Annotated in this window: 11 protein-coding genes; 7 read left to right on the forward strand and 4 right to left on the reverse strand. The window is 65.9% G+C overall.

All coding sequences use genetic code 11. The annotated features are described in order from the left end of the window. Positions 1-26: 26 nt before the first annotated feature. The 3 genes from CHB97_RS24415 to CHB97_RS24425 all read left to right on the forward strand — a co-directional run bounded on the left by CHB97_RS24415 (position 27) and on the right by CHB97_RS24425 (position 4,399). Positions 27-986 carry an SIS domain-containing protein gene (locus tag CHB97_RS24415; RefSeq protein ID WP_089290639.1) on the forward strand — a complete coding sequence of 320 codons (960 nt, stop codon included), beginning with the start codon at positions 27-29 and terminating at the stop codon, positions 984-986. 126 nt (positions 987-1,112) lie between these two features. Continuing rightward, on the forward strand, positions 1,113-2,939 hold the full coding sequence (locus tag CHB97_RS24420; protein ID WP_089290640.1) for an alpha/beta hydrolase: 1,827 nt from the start codon (positions 1,113-1,115) through the stop codon (positions 2,937-2,939). 197 nt (positions 2,940-3,136) lie between these two features. Beyond that, positions 3,137-4,399: an MgtC/SapB family protein gene (locus CHB97_RS24425; protein WP_089290641.1), complete on the forward strand. Its 1,263-nt coding sequence runs from the start codon at positions 3,137-3,139 to the stop codon at positions 4,397-4,399. 9 nt (positions 4,400-4,408) lie between these two features. Here CHB97_RS24425 and CHB97_RS24430 read toward each other — a convergent pair whose 3' ends face one another. Further along, entirely contained in the window at positions 4,409-5,404 is a 996-nt protein-coding gene (locus CHB97_RS24430; protein ID WP_089290642.1) for a zinc-dependent alcohol dehydrogenase family protein, read from the reverse strand. Between the two features lie 161 nt (positions 5,405-5,565). Here CHB97_RS24430 and CHB97_RS24435 point away from each other — a divergent pair, with 161 nt between their 5' ends. Then, a complete protein-coding gene (locus CHB97_RS24435; protein ID WP_089290643.1) occupies positions 5,566-7,092 on the forward strand; it encodes a thymidine phosphorylase family protein in 1,527 nt (508 codons plus the stop codon). Next, entirely contained in the window at positions 7,092-8,696 is a 1,605-nt protein-coding gene (locus CHB97_RS24440; RefSeq protein WP_089290644.1) for an MBL fold metallo-hydrolase RNA specificity domain-containing protein, read from the forward strand. The genes CHB97_RS24435 and CHB97_RS24440 overlap by 1 nt, the downstream gene beginning before the upstream one ends. A gap of 16 nt (positions 8,697-8,712) precedes the next feature. Here the strand turns inward: CHB97_RS24440 and CHB97_RS24445 are convergent, their stop codons facing one another. From CHB97_RS24445 to CHB97_RS24455, 3 genes are all read right to left on the reverse strand, one after another. Further along, entirely contained in the window at positions 8,713-9,558 is an 846-nt protein-coding gene (locus tag CHB97_RS24445; protein WP_089290645.1) for a sugar phosphate isomerase/epimerase, read from the reverse strand. Between the two features lie 12 nt (positions 9,559-9,570). Further along, positions 9,571-10,524, reverse strand: a complete 954-nt coding sequence (locus CHB97_RS24450) for a DUF1080 domain-containing protein (protein ID WP_200820113.1) — start codon at positions 10,522-10,524, stop codon at positions 9,571-9,573. A 104-nt stretch (positions 10,525-10,628) separates the two neighbouring features. Then, positions 10,629-11,360 carry a cyclic nucleotide-binding domain-containing protein gene (locus CHB97_RS24455; protein ID WP_160106233.1) on the reverse strand — a complete coding sequence of 244 codons (732 nt, stop codon included), beginning with the start codon at positions 11,358-11,360 and terminating at the stop codon, positions 10,629-10,631. A 348-nt stretch (positions 11,361-11,708) separates the two neighbouring features. Here CHB97_RS24455 and CHB97_RS24460 point away from each other — a divergent pair, with 348 nt between their 5' ends. Both CHB97_RS24460 and CHB97_RS24465 read left to right on the forward strand, forming a co-directional pair. Then, entirely contained in the window at positions 11,709-13,367 is a 1,659-nt protein-coding gene (locus tag CHB97_RS24460) for a ShlB/FhaC/HecB family hemolysin secretion/activation protein (protein ID WP_160106235.1), read from the forward strand. An 8-nt stretch (positions 13,368-13,375) separates the two neighbouring features. Further along, positions 13,376-20,974 (forward strand): MBG domain-containing protein (locus CHB97_RS24465; protein WP_089290648.1); only part of this gene is annotated, 7,599 nt, incomplete at its 3' end.

Raw genomic sequence — 20,974 nt, forward strand, 5'->3', positions numbered from 1 at the left:
TCGACAGGGCGTGAATAGGGAATGACATGATGGCGCAAGCCCCCCATCTGATCGGCCGCACGGCCATCGCCAAGGAAATCGATGGCTTGCGGCTGTTGCAGGACAGTCTGGACGAGCCGTTTGACCGGGTGGTGGAGACCATTCTGGCCCGCCAGGGCCGGGTCTTCGTGGCCGGCATCGGCAAAAGCGGCCATGTCGCCCGCAAGATCGCGGCCACCCTGTCCTCCACCGGCACTCAGGCCTATTTCATTCATCCGGCGGAGGCGAGCCATGGCGATCTGGGGATGATCGGCCCCGGCGATCTGGTGATGGCCCTGTCCAATTCCGGTGAAACACAGGAACTGTCCGACCTGCTGCTTTATTGCGGCCGCTGGAGCATCCCGCTGGTCGGCATCACCAGCCGGGCGGAATCCACCCTGGCGCGCGCGGCCACCCTGCCGCTGGTGATGCCGCAGGCGCCGGAGGCCTGTCTGGTCGGCATGGCGCCCACCACCTCCACTACCATGATGATGGCCCTGGGGGATGCCATTGCCGTGGCGCTGATGACGGCGCGCGGCTTCACGGCAGGGGACTTCCGCAATTTCCACCCCGGTGGCCGGTTGGGCCAGACCCTGATGCGGGTGGAAAAAATCATGCGCCAGGATGAAGCGCTACCCCTGGTGGCGCTGACAGCACCCATGTCGGAGGTGCTGCTGACCATCACCTCCAAAAGCCTGGGTTGTGCCGGGGTGGTGGATGGGGACGGGCGGCTGGTCGGCGTTATCACCGACGGCGACCTGCGCCGCCATATGGACCCTGGCCTGCTTTCCCGCCGCGCTGATGAGATCATGAGCCGCAAGCCGCGCGTCACCCGGCCTGACGCGCTGGTGGGCGAAAGTCTGGCCCGCATGAATCATGAGGGCATCACCTGCCTGTTCGTCACGGCGGATCAAAAGCCGGTGGGTGTCATCACCTTGCATGATTGCCTGCGCGCCGGGTTTAGCTGAACGGGGTAACCCCCCGGCGCCCCATCGGAAACGCTGCTCCTTGATGCATATCAAGGCCCCCTGGGGCCTTTGCTGCCAGTCTGTGGTTGTCCTTGGAAACCATCACTGGACAGGAAGGCTAGAGCCATGCCGGAAGGGACGATCCGTACCGCCACCAGCATCACCCCCGTAAAGGCGGTCCCGCCTGCACTCCCCTCCTGCGCGCCGGCGGCGCTGGAGGAGGCGGCGCCGGCGGCGGCCACGCTCTCCATCCTGGACCGGATGACCCATGCCTGGATGGGGCGCTTCACCGCGTCCGTTTCGCCGGCAGCGCTGACGCTGGCCTGGGCGGATTGGGCCATCCATCTGGCCTCCTCCCCCGGCAAGCAGATTGAGCTGTGGCAGAAGGGTATGCGCAAGACAGCCCGGCTGGCCCATTATGCCACTACCTGTGGTACGCAGGAGGGGGCGCCGCGCTGCATCGACCCGCTGCCGCAGGACCGGCGGTTTGAGCATCCCGGCTGGATGAAACCACCCTTCAACCTGATCCATCAGGCTTTTTTGCTGCAGCAGCAATGGTGGCACAATGCCACCACCGGCATCCGGGGCGTGGCGGAAGGCCATGAAAAGGGCGTGACCTTCACGGCCCGCCAGTTGCTGGACATGATCTCCCCCACCAATTTCCCGCTGACCAATCCGGAGGTGCTGGAAGCCACCGTGAACCAGATGGGCGTCAATCTGGCCCGTGGTTATCGCAACTGGACCGACGATCTGCGCCGTCAACTCTCCGGCAAGGGGCCGGCGGGGGTGGAGGATTTCCGGGTGGGGGGAAATCTGGCCGTTACACCCGGCCGGGTGGTGTTCCGCAATCGCCTGATGGAACTGATCCAGTATAGCCCCACGACGGGGGAGGTGCGGCCGGAACCGGTGCTGATCGTGCCCGCCTGGATCATGAAATATTATATCCTGGACCTGTCAGCGCAGAATTCCCTGATCGGCTATCTGGTCTCCCGTGGCTATACGGTCTTCTGCGTCAGTTGGAAGAATCCGGGGCCGGAGGATCGTGATCTGGGCATGGAGGATTACCAGCGCCTGGGTGTGCTGGATGCGCTGCGGGTGGTGAATGCGGTGGTGCCGGGAATGCCCGTCCATGCCATGGGTTATTGCCTGGGCGGTACGCTGCTCTCCATCGTCGCGGCGGCTTTGGCCCGCGATGGTGACCAGCGGCTGGCCAGCATGACCTTGCTGGCCGCCCAGACCGATTTCACCGAAGCCGGTGAGCTGACCCTGTTCATCGATGAAAGCCAGCTTTCCTTCCTGGAAGATGGCATGTGGAGCCAGGGCTATCTCGATACCACCCAGATGGCCGGCGCCTTCCAGCTTCTGCGCTCCAACGACCTGATCTGGTCGAAGATGGTGCGCGAATATCTGCTGGGTGAGCGGGAGCCGATGATCGACCTGATGGCCTGGAACGCCGACAGCACCCGGATGCCCTATCGGATGCATTCGGAATATCTGCGCCGGCTGTTCCTGGAGAATGAACTGGCCGGCGGCCGCTACCGGGTGGATGGCCGGCCGGTGGCCCTGGGCGACATACGCTGCCCTGTCTTTGCCGTGGGCACGGAGACGGACCATGTGGCCCCCTGGCATTCCGTCTATCGGGCCCGGCTGCTGCTGGATACGGAACTGACCTTCTGCCTGACCAATGGCGGACACAATGCCGGCATCGTCTCGGAACCCGGTCGCCCCCGCCGTCGCCACCGACTGGAAACCATCCAGCCCGATCAGCCCTATATGGATGCCGATACCTGGATGGCAGCCACGCCACCGCGGGAGGGTTCCTGGTGGCCGTCCTGGGTGGATTGGCTGGATGAACGTTCCGGTGCCCCGGTACCGCCGCCGTCCATGGGCTGCAAGGAAGCCGGTTTGCCGCCGCTGGAGGCGGCACCGGGGACGTATGTACATATGCGGTGAGGGGGATTGTCCCGCGATGCGCATGTGAATGCTAAGATAAATAACCGAACCAAATTCGTGCCTTCCCCGCGGAAGCGGGGAACCAGGAGCCATAAGAACCATAGCCTCGGTGCCCTTTGCCCCTGGACCCCCGCTTCCGCGGGGGAGGCACGGAGGGGTAAGGGGCCCAGTCGTACACCCCCAGGAAACCCTCTCTCATGAATGAAGTAACCTTGCTGAGCCGGTTGGCCGTGGCCTTGGCGATCGGCTTGCTGGTGGGGTTGGAGCGCGGGTGGAAAATGCGTGAGGCCGGCGACGGCCAGCGGGCCGCTGGTCTGCGCACCTTTGCGCTGTCCGGCCTGTTGGGCGGGGTGGCGGGGGCCTTGTCGCAGATCACCAGTTCCTGGGTGCTGGCGGCGGCCCTGCTGGGCCATGCCGGCACCTTCGCCGCCTTCCGGCTGTTGGAGGCGCGCGACGACCGCGATGTCAGCGCCACCGGCACGGTGGCGGCGATCCTGACCTTCATGCTGGGGGCCTTCGCCGTGCTGGGCGAGGTGCGGGTGGCCGTGGCGGCGGCGGTGGCCATGACGCTGCTGCTGGCGCTGCGCGATCCGCTGCACCAATGGCTGCGCGGCCTGCGGTGGGAGGAAATCCGCGCCATCCTGGTGCTGCTCTCCATGTCCTTCCTGCTGCTGCCGGTGTTGCCCAACCGCACCATCGACCCCTGGGGGGCGGTGAACCCGGCGGAAATCTGGTTCCTGGCTATTCTGATCGCCGCCATTTCCTTTGGCGGTTATGTCGCCATCCGCCTGTTCGGGGACCGGCTGGGCGTGTTGATGGCGGCACTGGCCGGCGGGCTGGCCAGTTCCACCGCCACCACGCTGACCCTGTCGCGCTTTGCCCGCAGCACGCCGGGGCTGGAAAACACCCTGTCCGCCGGCATTTTGCTGGCCGGCGCCGTGATGGCGGTTCGGGTCTGCGTCATTGTCGGCCTGCTGAACCAGACGCTGGCAGTGGAACTGGTATTGCCGCTGGCTGCCATGCTGGCGGTGATGGGATTGGGAATCCTTGTGCTGCTGTTCAGCCGTCGCCACACGATGAGCGGCAATCAGGCGGCCCTGGCCACCAGCAACCCGCTGGAACTGGCCACGGCGCTGAAGCTCTCCGCCTTCATCGCCATTGTCATGCTGGCCGCCGGTGCCGCCAAGGCCTATATCGGTGACAGTGCGGTGCTGGCGGTGGCGGCGGTTTCCGGCATCGCCGATGTCGATGCTGTTACCATTTCCATGGCCCGGCTGGGCGGCCATTCCATTGCAGCGGAAACCGCCCTGATTGCCATTGGCATCGCCATCGCCGTCAACACCCTGACCAAATCGGTGATGGCTGCCTTTATCGGCGGGCGTGGGATTGGCGTGCCGGTATTGGTGATCAACCTGCTCTCCCTGGGGGCGGGGTCACTGGCCATCATGCTGTTGCCTTGATCCTGGCACCTACGGCAGCAGCACCGCTGCCCCGGTAAAGGCACCGGCCCGCAGGTCGGCCAGTGCCTCATTGGCGCGGATCAGCGGATAGGCATGGATTTCCGTATGGAGGGGGATGCGCCCCGCCAGTTCCAGGAATTCCAGCGCATCCTGCCGCGTCAGGTTGGCGACCGACAGCAATTGCCGTTCCTGCCATAACAGGTGATAGGGCATGGCGGGTATATCGCTCATATGGATGCCGGCGCAGACGACACGCCCGCCCGGCTTGACCGCGGTCAGGGCCGCCGGCACCAGGGCGCCGATCGGGGCGAACAGGATGGCGGCATCCAGTGGTTCCGGCCCCGGCGCGTCAGACGGGCCGGCCCAGTCCGCCCCCATCCGCAGGGCGAAATCCATCGCCGCCGCATCGCCCGGCCGCACAAAGGCACAGACCCGCCGTCCCTGCGCCTTGGCCACCTGGGCGATGATATGGGCGGCCGCCCCAAAACCATAAAGCCCCAGCCGCTTCCCATCCCCCGCCATCCGCAGGGCGCGATAGCCGATCAGCCCGGCGCAGAGCAGCGGGGCGGCGGCCGCATCGCTGTACCCGTCCGGGATGGCGAAACAGAAACGGGCATCAGCCAGAATATGGCTGGCATAGCCGCCGGCCAGCGTATAGCCGGTGAAGCGTGCCTCCGGGCATAGATTCTCCCGGCCTTCGTGACAGGCATCGCAATTGCCGCAGGCCCAACCCAGCCAGGGCACGCCCACCCGCTGGTCAAGCTGGAACCCGTCCACCCCGCTGCCAATGGCAGCTATCCTGCCCACCACCTCATGCCCCGGCACCAGCGGCAGGGCGGGGTGGGGCAGTTCCCCATCCACCACATGCAGGTCAGTGCGGCAGACCCCACAGGCACAGACGCGGATCAGCAGCTGGCCGGGTCCGGGGGCGGGCACCTGATGCCATTCCAGCACCAGCGGCTGGCCCGGTTGTTTCAGCACCATGGCCGGATGTTTGCTTTCCATGACATACCTCCCTCGGATCGTTATAGATCGATCCGATAGTTATCATGCGCCACCCCATCCCACCCCACCTTGACCCACATCAAGGCGGCGGTTCCTTTTCCGGGTCTATCGTGGAAACACGGCGGAAGACGAAACCATTCCGCCGGTTAACGGGTGGAAAAATGCTGAAACTGAAGCGGGTGGGTGTCGATACGCGGCAGGAGAATGTGGCCTTCCTGTCCCGCCACTGCACCATCTATCGCGCGGCGGAATTTGCCGGGCTGGAAAAGGTGGAAGTGGCGGCCAACGGTCACCGGATCATCGCCGATCTGGTGATGGTGGATGATCCGGCCTTGTTGGGCTCTGGTGCGCTGGGCCTGTCGACCACCGCCTTCAACCATTTCGGGATGCCGGAGGATACGGCGGTCCGCCTGAAACATGCTACCCCCGCCCGCAGCCGCGACGCGCTGCACGCCAAGATCCAGGGCAGTGAACTGGGGCCGGACCAGTTCGCGGCCATTATCGACGATATCGCCCATCACCGCTATTCACGGGTGGAGGTGGCGGCCTTCATCGTCGCCTGCGGTGGTTTCATGACCACGGCTGAAACCCTGCACCTGACCCGTGCCATGGTAGCGGCCGGTGACCGGCTCACCTGGGGAAACGGGGTGGCTGCCGGCGGGCTGGTGGTGGACAAGCATTGTATCGGCGGTATTCCGGGCAACCGCACCTCCATGATCGTGGTGCCCATTGTCGCGGCCCATGGTTTGCCCATCCCCAAAACCTCTTCCCGCGCCATCACCTCCCCCGCCGGCACGGCGGACACGATGGAGGTGCTGGCCAATGTGGAGGTCGGGCTGGAGCAGATGCGCGACATCGTGCGGGAGGTGAAGGGCTGTCTGGTCTGGGGCGGCCATGTCCGCCTGTCGCCGGCCGATGATGTGCTGATTTCGGTGGAACGGCCGCTGAATATCGACACGCGCGAACAGATGGTCGCCTCCATCCTGTCCAAGAAGCTGGCGGCCGGCTCCACCCATCTGGTGATCGATGTGCCCATCGGCCCCTCGGCCAAGGTGCGCACCCAGAATGACGCGCTGCGCCTGCGCAAGCTGTTTGAATATGTCGGCGATGCCATCGGGTTGAACCTGCGGGTCACCATGACCGATGGCAGCCAGCCGGTGGGCAATGGCATCGGCCCGGTGCTGGAGGCGCGCGATGTGATTGCCGTGCTGGAGAACCGGCCGGAAGCACCGGTGGATTTGCGCGAACGCGCCCTGGCGCTGGCCGGGCGTATTCTGGAATTTGATCCCGCCCTGCGCGGCGGGGCCGGCATGGCGCGGGCGCGCGAACTGCTGGCCTCGGGCGCGGCGCTGACCACCATGCACAAGATCATGGAATTGCAGGGCAAACCCCCGCGGGAGGCCCGGCTGGGCCACCTGTCGCGGGAGATTGTGGCCGAGCATGATGGCACCGTGGGCGCCATCGACTGCTACCGCATCGCGCGCATTGCCCGGCTGGCCGGCGCCCCCTTTGATGCCGGGGCCGGCATCGACCTGCTGAAAAAGGTCGGCAGCTTCGCCCAGGCAGGCGAACCGCTCTACCGAATTTATTCCGATACCGAAACAGATTTTCGTTTCGCCTGCGGAATGGCTGCTGAAGACAGCGGCTTCACCCTGGGCACTCCCCCGAAAGCCACAGAGGCAGCCTGATGACCGATACCCATCCCAGCGATCCGACCATCAGCTTCCACGGGGCGGCGGGTGGTGTCACCGGCTCCTGCTTCCTGATCCGCCATGCCATGGGCAGCCTGCTGCTGGATTGTGGCCTGTTCCAGGGCCCGAAGACGGAGCAGGAGCTGAATTACCGCGACTTCGCCTTTGATGTGACGGAGCCGGCGGCCCTGGTGCTGACCCATGCCCATATTGATCATAGCGGGCTGATCCCCAAGCTTTACCGCCATGGTTTCCAGGGGCCGGTCGTCACCACCCATGGCACGGCCGATCTGTTGACCTTCATGCTGCCGGACAGCGGCCATATCCAGGAAACGGAGGTGCGCTACCTGAACCAGCGCAACCGCCAGCGCGGCCGGCGGGAGGTGGAGCCGATCTATAGCAGGAGGGATGCCGAACGCTGCCTGTCGCATATCCGCGCGGTGGACCGCGATGTCTGGGTGGATGTGGCACCCGGCGTGCGGGCGCGTTTCTGGGATGCCGGGCATATCCTGGGGTCCGCTTCGGTGGAACTGGAATTGCCGGGGGCCGATGGGCCGGTGCGCATGGTGTTTTCCGGCGATCTGGGTCCGGGTGACAAGCCGTTCCACCCGGACCCCAACGGCCCCGCCCGGCCTGACTGGCTGGTGGTGGAATCCACATATGGCGGGCGGGAACGCCCGGTGATTGATGCCACCAGCCGCCGGCTGATCCTGGCGGAGGAATTGCGCGCGGCCCTGAAGCGCGGCGGGCCAGTGGTGATCCCTGCCTTTGCCGTGGAACGCACCCAGGAACTGCTTTACGATCTGGATTTGCTGTTCGACAGCAAGGAACTGCCAGCGGTGGAGGTGTTCCTGGACAGCCCGCTGGCCGTCAATGTCACCCGCATTTTCGACAAGCATCTGCCGGATGTGAACCAGCCCGGCACGCCCGCCCCCTTCAGCCGCCGGAACCTGCATCTGATTGAGGAGGTGGAGGCATCGAAGCGGCTGAACCGGCTGACCGGCAATGCCATCATCATTGCCGCCTCGGGCATGTGCGAGGCGGGGCGCATCCGTCACCATCTGAAAAACCACCTATGGCGCAACAGTGCCACGGTGCTGCTGGTGGGCTATCAGGCGCCGGCCACGCTGGGCCGGCTGTTGCAGGATGGCGTCTCCCGCGTGCGCATCCATGGGGAAGAGGTGGAGGTCCGGGCCACCATCCGCACCATCGATGCCTATTCCGGCCATGCCGACCGCGCCGCCCTGATGCATTGGATACTGGCCCGCCTGCCGGTTGCCGGCGGTATCTTCCTGGTGCATGGGGAGGATCAGGAACGGGTGGCGCTCCGCGCCAGCCTGATCGAGGCCGGGCTGGACGGCAACAAGATCCACCTGCCGGGCCTGGATGAGGCCTGGAGCCTGACCCCGCGCGGTGCCAAGCCCATGACCCCGACCCATCCGCCCCGCATTGACAAGGCAGCGGTCGCCAAACCCGACTGGCACAATGACTATGCCGCCACCGTGCTGGCGCTGGCAGACAATGTGCGCAAGATGCGGGATGACAAGCAGCGGGCGGCGCTGCTGGCCAAGGTGCGGGCGGTGCTGGAGACGGGGGAATAATGATCGGTCGGGTGCTTTACCGCACACCCAGATAATCCAGGGACTGCGCCAGCCCGGCTTCCGGGTTGGCGCTTTCATCCTCCAGCACGAACCAATCCACCTTGCCGGCGGCGGCGAACAAGGCTGGCCAGTCGACCGCCCCCTGGCCGACAGGCACGAAATCGGCCTTGTCCGCCCGTCCATCGCTGCTGGTTGCGGCCCCGCGCCGGATGTCTTTCACATGCAGCATCCGGATACGGTCGGGGTATCGATGCAGCAGGGCCGCCGGGTCGGCCCCTGCCCGGACCACCCAGAACACATCCATTTCCACCGTTACACAGGCCGGGTCGGTGGCCGCCATCAACCGGTCGAACAGGCTGCTGCCCTGATCAGCCCCTGCCAGCTCATAGCCATGGATATGGTACATCAACCCGATGCCGGCGGCCCTCAGCGCCGGACAGGCAGCATTATAGGTGGCGGCCACCTGATCCATTACCTGAGCCGTCAGGGGTTCCGGCCCCGGCTTCACCCAGGCCACCCCGACATAAGACAGTTTCAGCGCCTTGGCCCGGTCGATGATGCCGGGCAGGTCGGTTTTCAGGTCGGACAGTTGCACATGGCTGCCGATGGCGCGCAGCCCTGCCTTGTCCAGCGCGCGACCCCAGCCCTCTGCCGTCTGGCCCGGCATCGGGTAAAGCTCCACCTGCCGCAGCCCCATGGCATGGACCTTGGCCAGCGTGCCATCCAGATCGGCTTTCAACCCGTCATGCAGGCTGTAGAGCTGCAGGCCCAGCTTCTCCGGGGCGATGCGCGGGGTGGCATGGGCGGGCAAAGCCAAGCCGCCGGCCAGCAGCAGGGCTGCGAGAGATTTTGTCAGGCCCATGAATTTGTCTCCTCACTCGGATACCAGCCGGGGCAGGCTGCGGATCGGTTCCAGGGTGATGTTGCGGAAATAGGTATCCGCCCCTTCCGATTGCAGTTGGATATGCCCCTGCGTCAGCGGTACGGGCTTGCCATCCACCGTATCACGGCGCGACAGGCCCCAGACTTCCATCACGGGCACGCCGTTCACCACATGGATGGCCCGGTCGCCCAATACGTAAAGATCCAGCACATTCCACTGGCCGGCTGGCTTCTCGGCATCGATGGCGGCTTCCACATTCCAGGCGGGCTGCGTGACCGAGACTTCCTTGCCGTCCGGCATATAGCGGCGCTGCGGATAGATGATGGCAGGATCGTGCCCAGCCTTGGTGTGGATGCCGACATGGGTGCCCACCGGCACAACCATGCCGACGGAGCCCAGCATGATCTCGAACTCCACCGCCGCCATCCAACTGCCAAAGACGGCCCCCGGTGCCCCATGGGAATGGTAGAGCAAGCCGTTATTTCGTGGCTTGTCGGCGCGCGGGGCATGGCGCTCCCGCCCCCATTTATATTCCAGGCGCAGATGATAATCGCCATAGAGGCCCTGGTGGACGATGCCGCCCCAGATTTTCCCGGTGATGAAGAGGGCGGGCGCACCCTCTTCCATCACTACGTTGAAAATGCCGAACCGATCCTGGTTCAGCCCATAGGTCGGGGCCGGATCGGGCTTGAACGTATGGGCCGGGTCGGCATAGCCCAGCCAACTGTCCCAGCCATCCAGGTTCTTGCCGTTGAACAGGCTGATGGTGGGGCCGGCAGGGGCGGGAATATCCACCAGCCGCTGCGGCCGATAGTGAAAGGCCGGGTCGCCGGCGATGGCAGCCGCCTGGGCCTTGTCGATCTTCTCTGCGTCCGCCGCAGGGCTGGTCATGGTCCACAGAAAGCTGAGGGCGGCCAGCAACGGCCGCCATGCCCGGTAACACATTCGTTGTTTCCTCCCGATCCTGACTTTGGACAATGCTTGACAGCGCTGTCACAATTCAGGCTAACGGGAAAGCGGGACGGTGCCAACAGGAAACGGTTGCTGGTTTAAAGCCCGGTTTCGATCCGGCGGATATAAGTCAGCACCAACTGGCGGATCAGCGTGGGGGCCATGCGCAACAACTCATCGAACCGGTGGCGGGGGATCACCTCGCATACCGTATGTTCGACGGCGGTGACACTGGCCGCGCGGTTGGCATTGCGCAACAGGGCCATTTCGCCGAACACGCCGCCCGGTCCGACCTGGGCCAGCACCTGCACCTCATCCTCAAGTGTTTCCTTCCACACCTCCACCAGCCCGCTTTGCACCAGATAGGCATAATGGCCTTCATCGCCGCGGCGGAAGATCACCCGGCCTGCCGGGTAGGTCTCCCGCCGCAGCAGCTTGTAGGTTCGTTCGGAAACGATGGGGTCGCCATCCAGCATCGGGTCGCTGGCGGGGGCCGGGATGCCATTGATACTGCGCAGGGTACGGATCAGTGAGCGCAGAACGAAGCGCACCAGCGGTGGGCTGGCCTTCATCTGCCGGGCCACCAGATCGGGGGAGATCATCACCAGCCGCGTCGGCTCCATGGTGGCGATGCAGGCTGAACGGGGCGCATTGTCCAGCAACCCCATTTCCCCGGCTATTTCCCCCGGTCCCAAGACGGCCAGCCGGTGTTTACTGCCGTTGACAGCGCGGAAAACCTCCACCCGGCCGCCGGCGATCAGAAAGGCCGCCCCGGACCGGTCGCCCTCCTTGACCAACAGCTTGCCGGGGCCGACCTCAATCTCTTCCAATCGCTTGTCCTCTTCACGTCCAGCGCGTCTCTGAAAACTGGGCGCCCGAAAATACGTTGGTAGGATCATTGACGGCAAGCCCGTTGCGGCGGTGCGGCATTCGGCCCGGTGCCGGTTTCCTGTCATCACCAAGCATGAATGGCAAATAGGTCGATATTAATCCTAGGTTGTAAATATTCTCGACACAGCATAATGACATTCAGGGGTGGTCGCGGCTTGCATCGTTGGTCAAGGCTGATCTTTATATACAGAATAGATAAAATCCTGGATTTTGGCGCTCTTCGCAGCCTACATCTTTTGATGTCAATTTCCTTTTCTGTTCCCAGGATGCGCGCAGCTTTCCCTGCCATGGCCCTGCTTGTGCTGGCTGCCGGCTCTGCCGTGGCGCAGCAAACCCCTGTGCAACTGCCTGGCAGTGTGGAGCCCGGGCGGCCCAGCCTGCCTGCCCCGCTGGAGGAAGAGCGCCGGGTGCCCAAGGCGCAACTGCAATTTTCCATCCCTGCCCAACGCAAGGGTGCGCCCGCCGGGGCGGCGGCCGATCTGCGCTTCACCCTGTCGCGCGTGTTGATCGATGGGGCGCAGACCATCCCGGTGCAGCAGGAGTTTGCCGCACCCTTGGCCGGTCTGCTGGCCCGCCCGGTGACGCTGGGCGATGTCTCCGCCGTGGCGGAGGCGATCCAGGCCCGTTATCTGGCTGCTGGCTACGGGCTGACGCGCGTCTTCGTCCCGGCGCAGGAAATCAAGGACGGCACCATCACCATCAAGGTGATTGAGGGGCATCTGGAAAAGGTGCGGGTGGAAGGCGGTAGCGCCGATGACCGGGTGCTGGTGGAGGCTCGGCTGGCCCCCGCCCTGGCTGCCCGCCCGGCCCAGGTGCCGCTGATCGAACGTGGCCTGCTGCTGGTGGATGATCTGCCGGGGGTGACGGTGACCGGGTTGATCCGGCCGGGCGATGCCTTCGGGGCGGCGGAACTGCTGGTGGGGGTGGAACGCGCGCCCTGGGGGCTGATGGCCGGCATCGGCAACCGTGGATCGGATTTTGCCGGCCCCTGGTCCGGCTTTGTCGATCTGGCAACCAATGATGCGCTGGGTCTGGGGGAACAGTTGGGCGCCACCCTGTCCGCCACGCCGGAGATCAGGGAACAGCGTTCCGCCAATCTGCGCTGGCTGCAGCCCCTGTCCGGCGACGGTCTGACCCTGACCAGCAATGGCAATTACAGCCGGGGCCGGCCCGGTGCGGCGCTGAAGCCCTTTGCCGTGGCGACGGAGAGCTATGGTTTCGGTCAGCGCCTGTCCTGGCCGTTGATCCGCAGCCGCGCCCGCAACCTGTCGCTGGAAGGCGGCTGGAATGCCCAGCGGGCCACGGTGCGCATCCTGAATGCGCCTTTCAGCCGGGATGATTGGCGCAGCGTGGATATCCGCGCGATTTTCACCGCTCAGCGCCTGCTGGGCGGGGATGTGCTGGCCATGGGCGGGGTGACGCGCGGGCTGGGCATTCTGGGGGCGACGGAGAAGGGATCGCTGAAAGCCTCCCGTCCCAAGGTGGAACCGGACTTTACCAAGTTCAGTGGCGAACTGGGCTATGCCACCCTGATCGGGGCGGGCGTCAGCGCCAGCCTGACCATCGGCGGCCAGTACAGCCCCGATACACTGCCGGCGGGGGAGGAGTTCGCGCTGGGTGGCAGCCGCTTCGGGCGCGGCTATAATGGCGGTGACCTGTCCGGCCCGTCCGGCATTGGCGGCGGGTTGGAACTGCGCCGCCGCTTCGATCCCGGTATCGCCTATGTGGATGGCATCACCCCCTATGCCTTCATCGATAGCGGGCGGGTGTGGGACAGTGTCGCTGCCGATACGCATCTGGTTTCGGCCGGCGGCGGGTTGCGCATCGGCCTGGCCGGCAAGGCCAGCCTGATGCTGGAAGGGGCGCGCACGCTGCGCCGCCTGCCCATCCCCGGTGCCACGCGGGAACGTACCCGCCTGTTCGTCGATCTGACGGTGCAGCTATGAGGGCGGCTATGGCACGGCGGCGGGGATTGCGGGCGCTGGCGCTGGCCAGCGTCTTCACCCTGCCGGTCCTGCCTGCCTTGGCGGGGCCGGAGGGCGGGTCGGTCGCCGTCGGTCAGGCCAGCATCAGCAGCAACGGCAACCAGACCCTGATCCAGCAGCAGAGCGACCGGGCGCTGATCGACTGGCGGTCCTTCACGGTTGGCGCCGGGGAACAGGTGAGCGTCCGCCAGCCGGGCAGCAGCGCCCTGCTGGTCAACCGGGTGGGGGGCGGCAGCGGCACCCGCATCGATGGCTCGCTGACGGCCAATGGGCAGGTGGTGATCATTGATCAGGCTGGCATCATCATCGGGCGCAATGCCCGCATCGATGCCGGCGCCTTCATCGCCACCACGGCCAATATCAGCAACGGCGATTTTGCCGCCGGGCGGCTGGTCTTCGGGCAGAAGGGGGCTGCTGGGGCGGCTGTGGTGAATGAAGGCACCATCCAGGTTGCTGATGGCGGCTATGTGGCGCTGGCGGCGGCGGCCGTTGCCAACAAGGGTGTGGTGCAGGCCAAGCTGGGCCGGATCGTGCTGGCCGGCACGGAAACCTTCACGCTGGACCTGCAGGGCGACGGGCTGCTGCGCTATGAATTGCCGGCGGAAACGGCGGCGCAGGTGGCCAATGCCGGCACCCTGTCGGCGCAGGGCGGTTCGGTGCTGGTGACGGCGCGGGCGGCAGCGGGGGCGGTGGCCGCGATCAATGTCGGTGGGCTGGTGCAGGCGACACGGGCGGAGGCGCGCGACGGCCGCATCTTCATCGGTGGGGACGGGGCGGATGTCACCGTCACCGGCCAACTGGATGCCAGTGCTGCCAGCGGGACCGGCGGCGCCATCAGCGTGACGGGGGAAAGTGTTGCCCTGCAAGGTGCCGCGCTGGATGCCAGCGGGGCGACCGGTGGTGGTTCCATCCGCATCGGCGGTGATTATCAGGGCAAGGGGGATCTGGCGCGGGCGGAGACCACACGCGTCGATGCGGCCAGCCGCATCCGCGCCGATGCAACACAGGATGGGGCTGGCGGCCGGGTGATCCTGTGGGCGGATGGCCGGACGGATTTCCAGGGCAGTCTTTCCGCCAAAGGGGCGGGCCAGGGCGCTGGCGGCTTTGCCGAAATATCGGCCAAGGACCGGCTGGATTTCGCCGGCATGGTCGATTTGTCGGCCCCGGCGGGGCTGGCCGGCACGCTGCTGCTGGACCCGGCCAACATCACCATTTCCACTGGCCCGGCCAATATCAATGGCGATGGGGTCACCGGGGATGACTTGGCCGGGGCTGGCGATCTGAACAGCGCCGGCAATTTCCCCCAGGCCAACAGCACCATCACGGCAGGTGCCCTGCAAGGCCTGCTGAATGCCGGCACCAGCGTGACGCTGGCGGCCGACAATGCCATTTCCATCAATACCGGCATCGCCAAATCCGCCGGCGGCAATGCCACGCTGACCCTGCGCGCCGGGGGCAATATCACATTGGCCAGTGGGGCCAATATCACCACCAGCGCCGGCCAGTTGGGGCTGGATTTCGCCAGCAGCGGCGGCAGCGTCACGATCCTGGGCAGCATGGCCAGCAATGGCGGCGCCATCAGCCTGTCCGGATCGTCCATCGCGCTGACGGGGGCTGTGACGGCGGGGCAATTGTCCCTGTCCAGTACGGGCAATATCTCCCAATCCGCCGCCCTTACCGCCAGTGCGCTGGTGTTACAGAATGGCTATGTCAGCCTGACCAACAGCGCCAACAGCATCGCCGCGGTCTCCGGCACAGCCTATAGCCTGTCGCTGGTCACCAGCGGTGCTTTGAGTGTCGGCAGCTTCAGCGGCGGTGCCAGCCTGACGGCCGGCTCCCTCAGCATCGCGTCGGGGGCCAGCCTGAATGGCCGTGGCAATGCCATCACCCTGGTCAGCGACAGCCTGGACATTGCCAGCAATGCCAGCCTGTCCAGCGGCGGCGGCAGCCTGACCATCCGGCCGGCCAGCACTACCACCAGCATCGGCCTTGGCGGCGGTGCCGGCACGCTGAACCTGACGGCGGCGGAACTGGCGACCATCCAGTCAGGTTTTGATCAGGTGACCATCGGGCGCAGCGATGGCACGGGGGCGGTCACCATCGGTACCGCCAGCATCAAGGGCGACACCCAGATCCAGGGCGGCGACCTGTCGCTGACCGGGGCCTTGAGCGTGACGGGCGGCGGCCTGACCCTGCGGTCGGATGTGATGGATATTGCCGGCACCATCAATACCGGTCTCTACACCACCAGCCTCGCCACCCGCAGCAGTAACCGTTCCGTCGAGCTGGGCAATGGCAGCACCGGTCTGGCCCTGAGTGCGGCCGAAATCGGCCGCATCACCGCCGGCAGCATCGCGGTTTCGGCCAGCGGTGGCTTGAGCGTGACCGATGCTGCGGCCCTGCAAACCCCGCTGGCCGCCGGCCGGCATGTCTGGCTGAGCGCGTCGGGCGGGATGCTGGTGCTGGCCTCCGGCCTGTCCATCAGCAGCAATGGCGGGTCGCTTTCCCTGTCCGGGACGGCCAGCAGCAGCGACCTTTACGGCGTGCAGTTGAGCGGGGTGCAGATCAGCACCGGCAGCGGTTCCATCAGCATCACCGGCTCCGGGCCGGTGGGCACCAGTACCATCGGTACCAGCGGGGTGGGGCTGATCGGTGGCACCAGCCTTGCCACCAGCAGCGGCAACATCACCATCACCGGTACCTCTGGCATTGGTGCTGCACAGCGGCATTATGGCGTGGACCTGTCGGGCAGCGGCACCAATATCAACACAGTCAATGGTGCCATCAGCATTACCGGCACGGCGCGATCCGGTGTGGCCGGCAGCTTCAATACCGGCATCCGGGTGTTGAATGGCAGCCTGAGCGCCACCGGCAGCGGCACGATCAGCCTGACAGGATCGGCCCTGTCCGGCAGCACCAATACCATCGGGGTTGAGCTGCACGGCCAGTCCGGGACCAGCTTTGCTATCACCGCCAATGGTGGTGATGTCAGCCTGACGGGATATTCGGGCGGCAGCACCAGCCATGCCGAAAATATCGGCGTGATGATCCATAGCGGTTATCGGGTAACCGCCGGTGCGGGCACGATCAGCATCACCGGCACCGGCGGGGCGGGGGGCAGCGGCATCGGCAATAGCCGCACCGCCACTCCGGACGCGCAGCTGGGGGATGCCAACCAGACCGGTGCCATCAGCCTTGTCGCCGACAGGATCGACCTGGGTAAGCTTCAACTGCGCAGCAGCGGCCGGGTGACGTTGGCCCCGCGCAGCAATGGTCAGGCGCTCACCGTTTCCGACGGTACGGATGATGGCAGCAGCCTGCACCTGACCCGGACGGAGTTGGGGAATGTCTCCGCCGGTATCCTGCGGCTGGGCGCGACCGGCGGCGGCAATATCACCCTGGTGGACAGTCCGGTGACGGGCACCCTGTCGGTGCTGGAACTGGCCAGCGCCGGCAGCGTCACCCAATCCACCGCACTGGATATTGCCAACCTGTCCCTGCTGGGCAGTGGCAGCTTCACCCTGACCAACAGCGCCAACAGCATTGCCACCCTGGCCGGCAATTTGGGCAGTGCCAGTCTGGTCAGCGATCAGGCGCTGACCATTGGCATGGTGGGGGGTGTCGCGGGGCTGACGGCCAGCGGCAACCTTACCCTCAGTGCCGCCGGCCTGAATGTGGGGCAGGCCATCAGCTATACCGGATCAACCAGCGGCAGCCTGCGGCTGAACAGCAGCGGCGATCTGGCGGTGACGGCCAATATCAGCGCCAGCAGCTGGGGTGCCCTGGCCATCACGCTGAATGCCGACAGCGGCAATGCCGGCACCGGCGCTATCCGCATCAGCAATGCCAGCCTGTCCAGCCGTGGCGGGGCGATCATCCTGGGCGGCGGCAGCGACCCTAACCGCAATGCGGCGACAGGGGCTGCTGATACTGGCATTGGCGTTGCCATCACCAATGCCACCCTGGATGCCGGGGGCGGCAATATCGCCATAAGGGGGCGTGGGGTGGCGTCAGCAATCAACGCCGCCACCGGTATCGGTGTTGATCTCAACGCTGCCAGCCTGACCACCAGCGGCAGCGGCATGATCAGTCTGGATGGGACCGGCGGGGCAGGCAACAGTTTGTCGGCCGGCGTGCGGATCGGCAATGGCTCCAGCCTGACCGGTGCCAGCGGCATTGTCATCACCGCCCGCCATCAGGATGCGGGGGAAGGGCTGCTTTTCGCTGCCGACGGGGCCACCGGCACCCGCATCAATGGCGGGGCGGGCAACATCTCTCTGATGGCCGACAAGATGGACCTGTCCGCTGGCAGCGGTACGGCCAGTATCAGCGGAACGGGGCAATTGTTCATTCGTCCGCTGCTCCTGCGCACCAGCATTGGGCTGGGCGGCGGGGCCGGCACGCTGAACCTGACCAATGCGGAACTGGCGCTGTTGCAGGCGGGCTTCGCCAGTATCAATATCGGCACCACCACCGGCACGGCGGCGGTGGAGATTGGCACGCTGTCCCTGCGCGATGACACCAGCATCAGCACCGGCAGCACCCTGCGGGTCACAGGCACCCTCTCCACCGGGACCGGCAGCAACAGTGGCAATCTCTCCCTGCAGGCCAGCGGTCTGACCATTGCCGCCACGGGGGCGGTGAATGCGGCGGCGGGCAATGTCACGCTTACTGCCGATACGATGGACCTCTCCGGCACCATCTCGGCCAGCGGCATGGTGGCCCTGACAACCAACAGCCGCAGTCGGGACATTGATCTGGGGGCTGCCGGTACCGGTACAGCCTTGCAATTGTCCGACGCGGCCCTGGACCGGGTGACGGCCAGTCTGTTGCGGATAGAGACCTCCGGCAGCGGTGCTATCGGCATCAGTGCCGCCATCAGCCCGGCCAACAGCAGCACGCTTTATCTGGTGGCCGGCGGCATGGTCAGTCAGGCGGCGGGGCTGAGCGTCGCCAATCTGGCCGTCACCGCGGGCGGGGCGGTGACGCTCGCCCATGCCGATAATGCCCTGGGTACCGTGGCTGTCAGCGCCAGCGGCCATGATATCAGCCTGCGTGATGATGGCGGCTTTGCCATCGGCACGGTCAATGGCCTTAACGGGCTGAATGCCGGCAGCGGGGCCGTGCTGCTGACCAGTGCCGGCACCGTGACGCAGAGCCAGGCGATCACCGGTGGTTCCCTGCGGCTGCTGGGCGGCGGGGATTTCATCCTGGCTGGCGCTGGCAACAGCATCGCCACCCTTGCTGGCAGCGTCGGCAGCCTGGATTTCGCCCATGCCGGGGCGCTGACCATCGGCACCGTCAATGCGACGGCCGGGATCAGTGCCAGCGGCACGGTGAAGCTGACGGCTGGCGGCACCCTGACCATTGCCAGCGGGGCCGGTGTTTCGGCCAGCGGGACCGGTGACGCCCTGGTGCTGGCCGCCAATGGCAGCTTCAGCAATAATGGTGGGGCGACGGCCCTGTCGGTCGGTGGTGGCGGGCGCTTCCTGGTCTTCTCTACCTCACCCGTCAGCACCAGCACGGGTGGGGTGGATGCCCTGCCGCTCTATAACCGTTCCTATGATTTCAGCGGGCGCAGCCATGCGGCCATAGCCAACAGCGGCAGCCGCTTCGTTTACAGTTACGCGCCGACCCTCACCGTCACACCGGACAGTTTCAGCCATACCTATAGCGGGGCCATCCCCACCCTGACCTATACGGTCAGCGGGCTGGTGGGGAATGACACGCTGGCCCAGGCGGTCAGCGGTGCCGCCAGCCTTTCCGGCGGCAATGCCAATGCCGGCACCTATACGATCCGCGCGGCGCTGGGCACCCTGGCCTCCGATCTGGGCTATCAGTTCGATGTTTCGGCCACCGGTACCCTGACCATCAACCCCAAGGCGCTGAGCTGGGCCGTGGCCAATGCCAGCGGCACCTATGGTACGCTGGCCAGCAATGGTACGGTGACCCTGACCGGGGTAGTGGGGGCGGATGCGGTATCGGGGGTGGTGGGCACGCGGGACAGCAATGGCGCCATCACCCTGTCCGCCACCACGCGGGCCGGCAGCTATACCCAATCTGTCACCGGGCTGAGCGGGGCCGCCGCCGGCAATTATACCCTCGCCGTCAGCGGCAACAGCAGCGGCACCCTGACCATCGCGCCCAAGGCCCTGACCTATTCCATCGGTGCGGCCAGCGGCACCTATGGCACCCTGGCCAGCCTGGGCACGGCCAGCCTGTCCGGGGTGGTGGGCACTGATGCGGTATCGGGCACGGTGGCGCTCAGCAATGCCAGCCTGTCCGCCCGGCTGGGGGCCGGCACCTATGCCCAGACCCTCACCGGCCTGACCGGGGCGGATGCCGGCAATTACAGCATCGCCGCCAGCGGCAACAGCGCCGGCAATCTGGTGATCGCCGCCAAATCACTGACCTACAGTGTGGCGGCGGCCAGCGCTACCTATGGCCAGACGATATCCTATGGCACTGCCAGCCTGACCGGTGTGCTGAATGGCGATGCCGTTACGGGCACTGTGGGGCTGGCCGATGGCAGCCTCAGCGGCCGGCTCTCCGTCGGCACCTATGACCAGGCGGTGCGGGCGCTGGGCGGGGCGGATGCCGCCAATTACCGGATTGCCGACAGCGGCAATGCCTATGGCACCCTGACCATCAACCCGGCCGCGCTGACCATCACCGCCAATGCTGCCAGCAAGGTCTATGGCGATGCCGATCCCAGCCTGACCTATGCCAGCAGCGGCCTGCTGCAAGGCGATACGATCAGCGGCAGCCTGACCCGCGCAGGTGGAGAGAATACCGGCCGCTATGCCATCAACCAGGGCAGTGTCACGGCGGGGGCCAATTACACCATCACCTATACGGGGGCGGAACTTGCCATCACTCCGGCCGCGCTGACCATCACGGCCAATGCGCAGACCAGGATTTACGGTGATGCTGATCCCACCCTGACCTATCGCGTCAGCGGGCTGAAACGCGGCGACGTGGAGGGCACCGTGCTGACCGGTGCGCTCTCCCGCGCGGTGGGGGAGGATGTTGGCACTTACGCCATCGGCCAGGGCGGGCTGACCGCCAATACCAATTATACCATTACCTATAGCGGTGCAGCACTTGCCATCACCCCCGCCACCCTGACCATCACTGCTAATGCCGCCAGCAAGATCTATGGCGACAGCACCCCCGCCTTGACCTATGGGGTCAGCGGGCTGAAACGGGGCGATCTGGCCGGTGCCGTGCTGTCCGGCAGCCTGACCCATGCGGGGGAGGATGCCGGCAGCCACGCGATCACCCAGGGCAACCTTGCCGCCAACGCCAATTATACAATCAGTTACACCGGCTCGACGCTCAGCATCACCCCGGCGGCCTTGATCGTGACGGCCAACGCCGTCAGCCGGGTCTACGGCGACGCCGACCCGGCCTTGAGCTACAGCGTCAGCGGCCTGAAGCGGGATGACAGCGCGGCGGCGGTGCTCTCCGGCGCCCTCGACCGGGCTGCCGGTGAGAATGTCGGTACCTACGCCATCAGCCAGGGCAGCCTCGCATCCAACACCAATTACACACTAAGCGTCACCGGT

Source organism: Azospirillum sp. RU38E (assembly GCF_900188385.1).
Taxonomy (GTDB): Bacteria; Pseudomonadota; Alphaproteobacteria; order Azospirillales; family Azospirillaceae; genus Niveispirillum.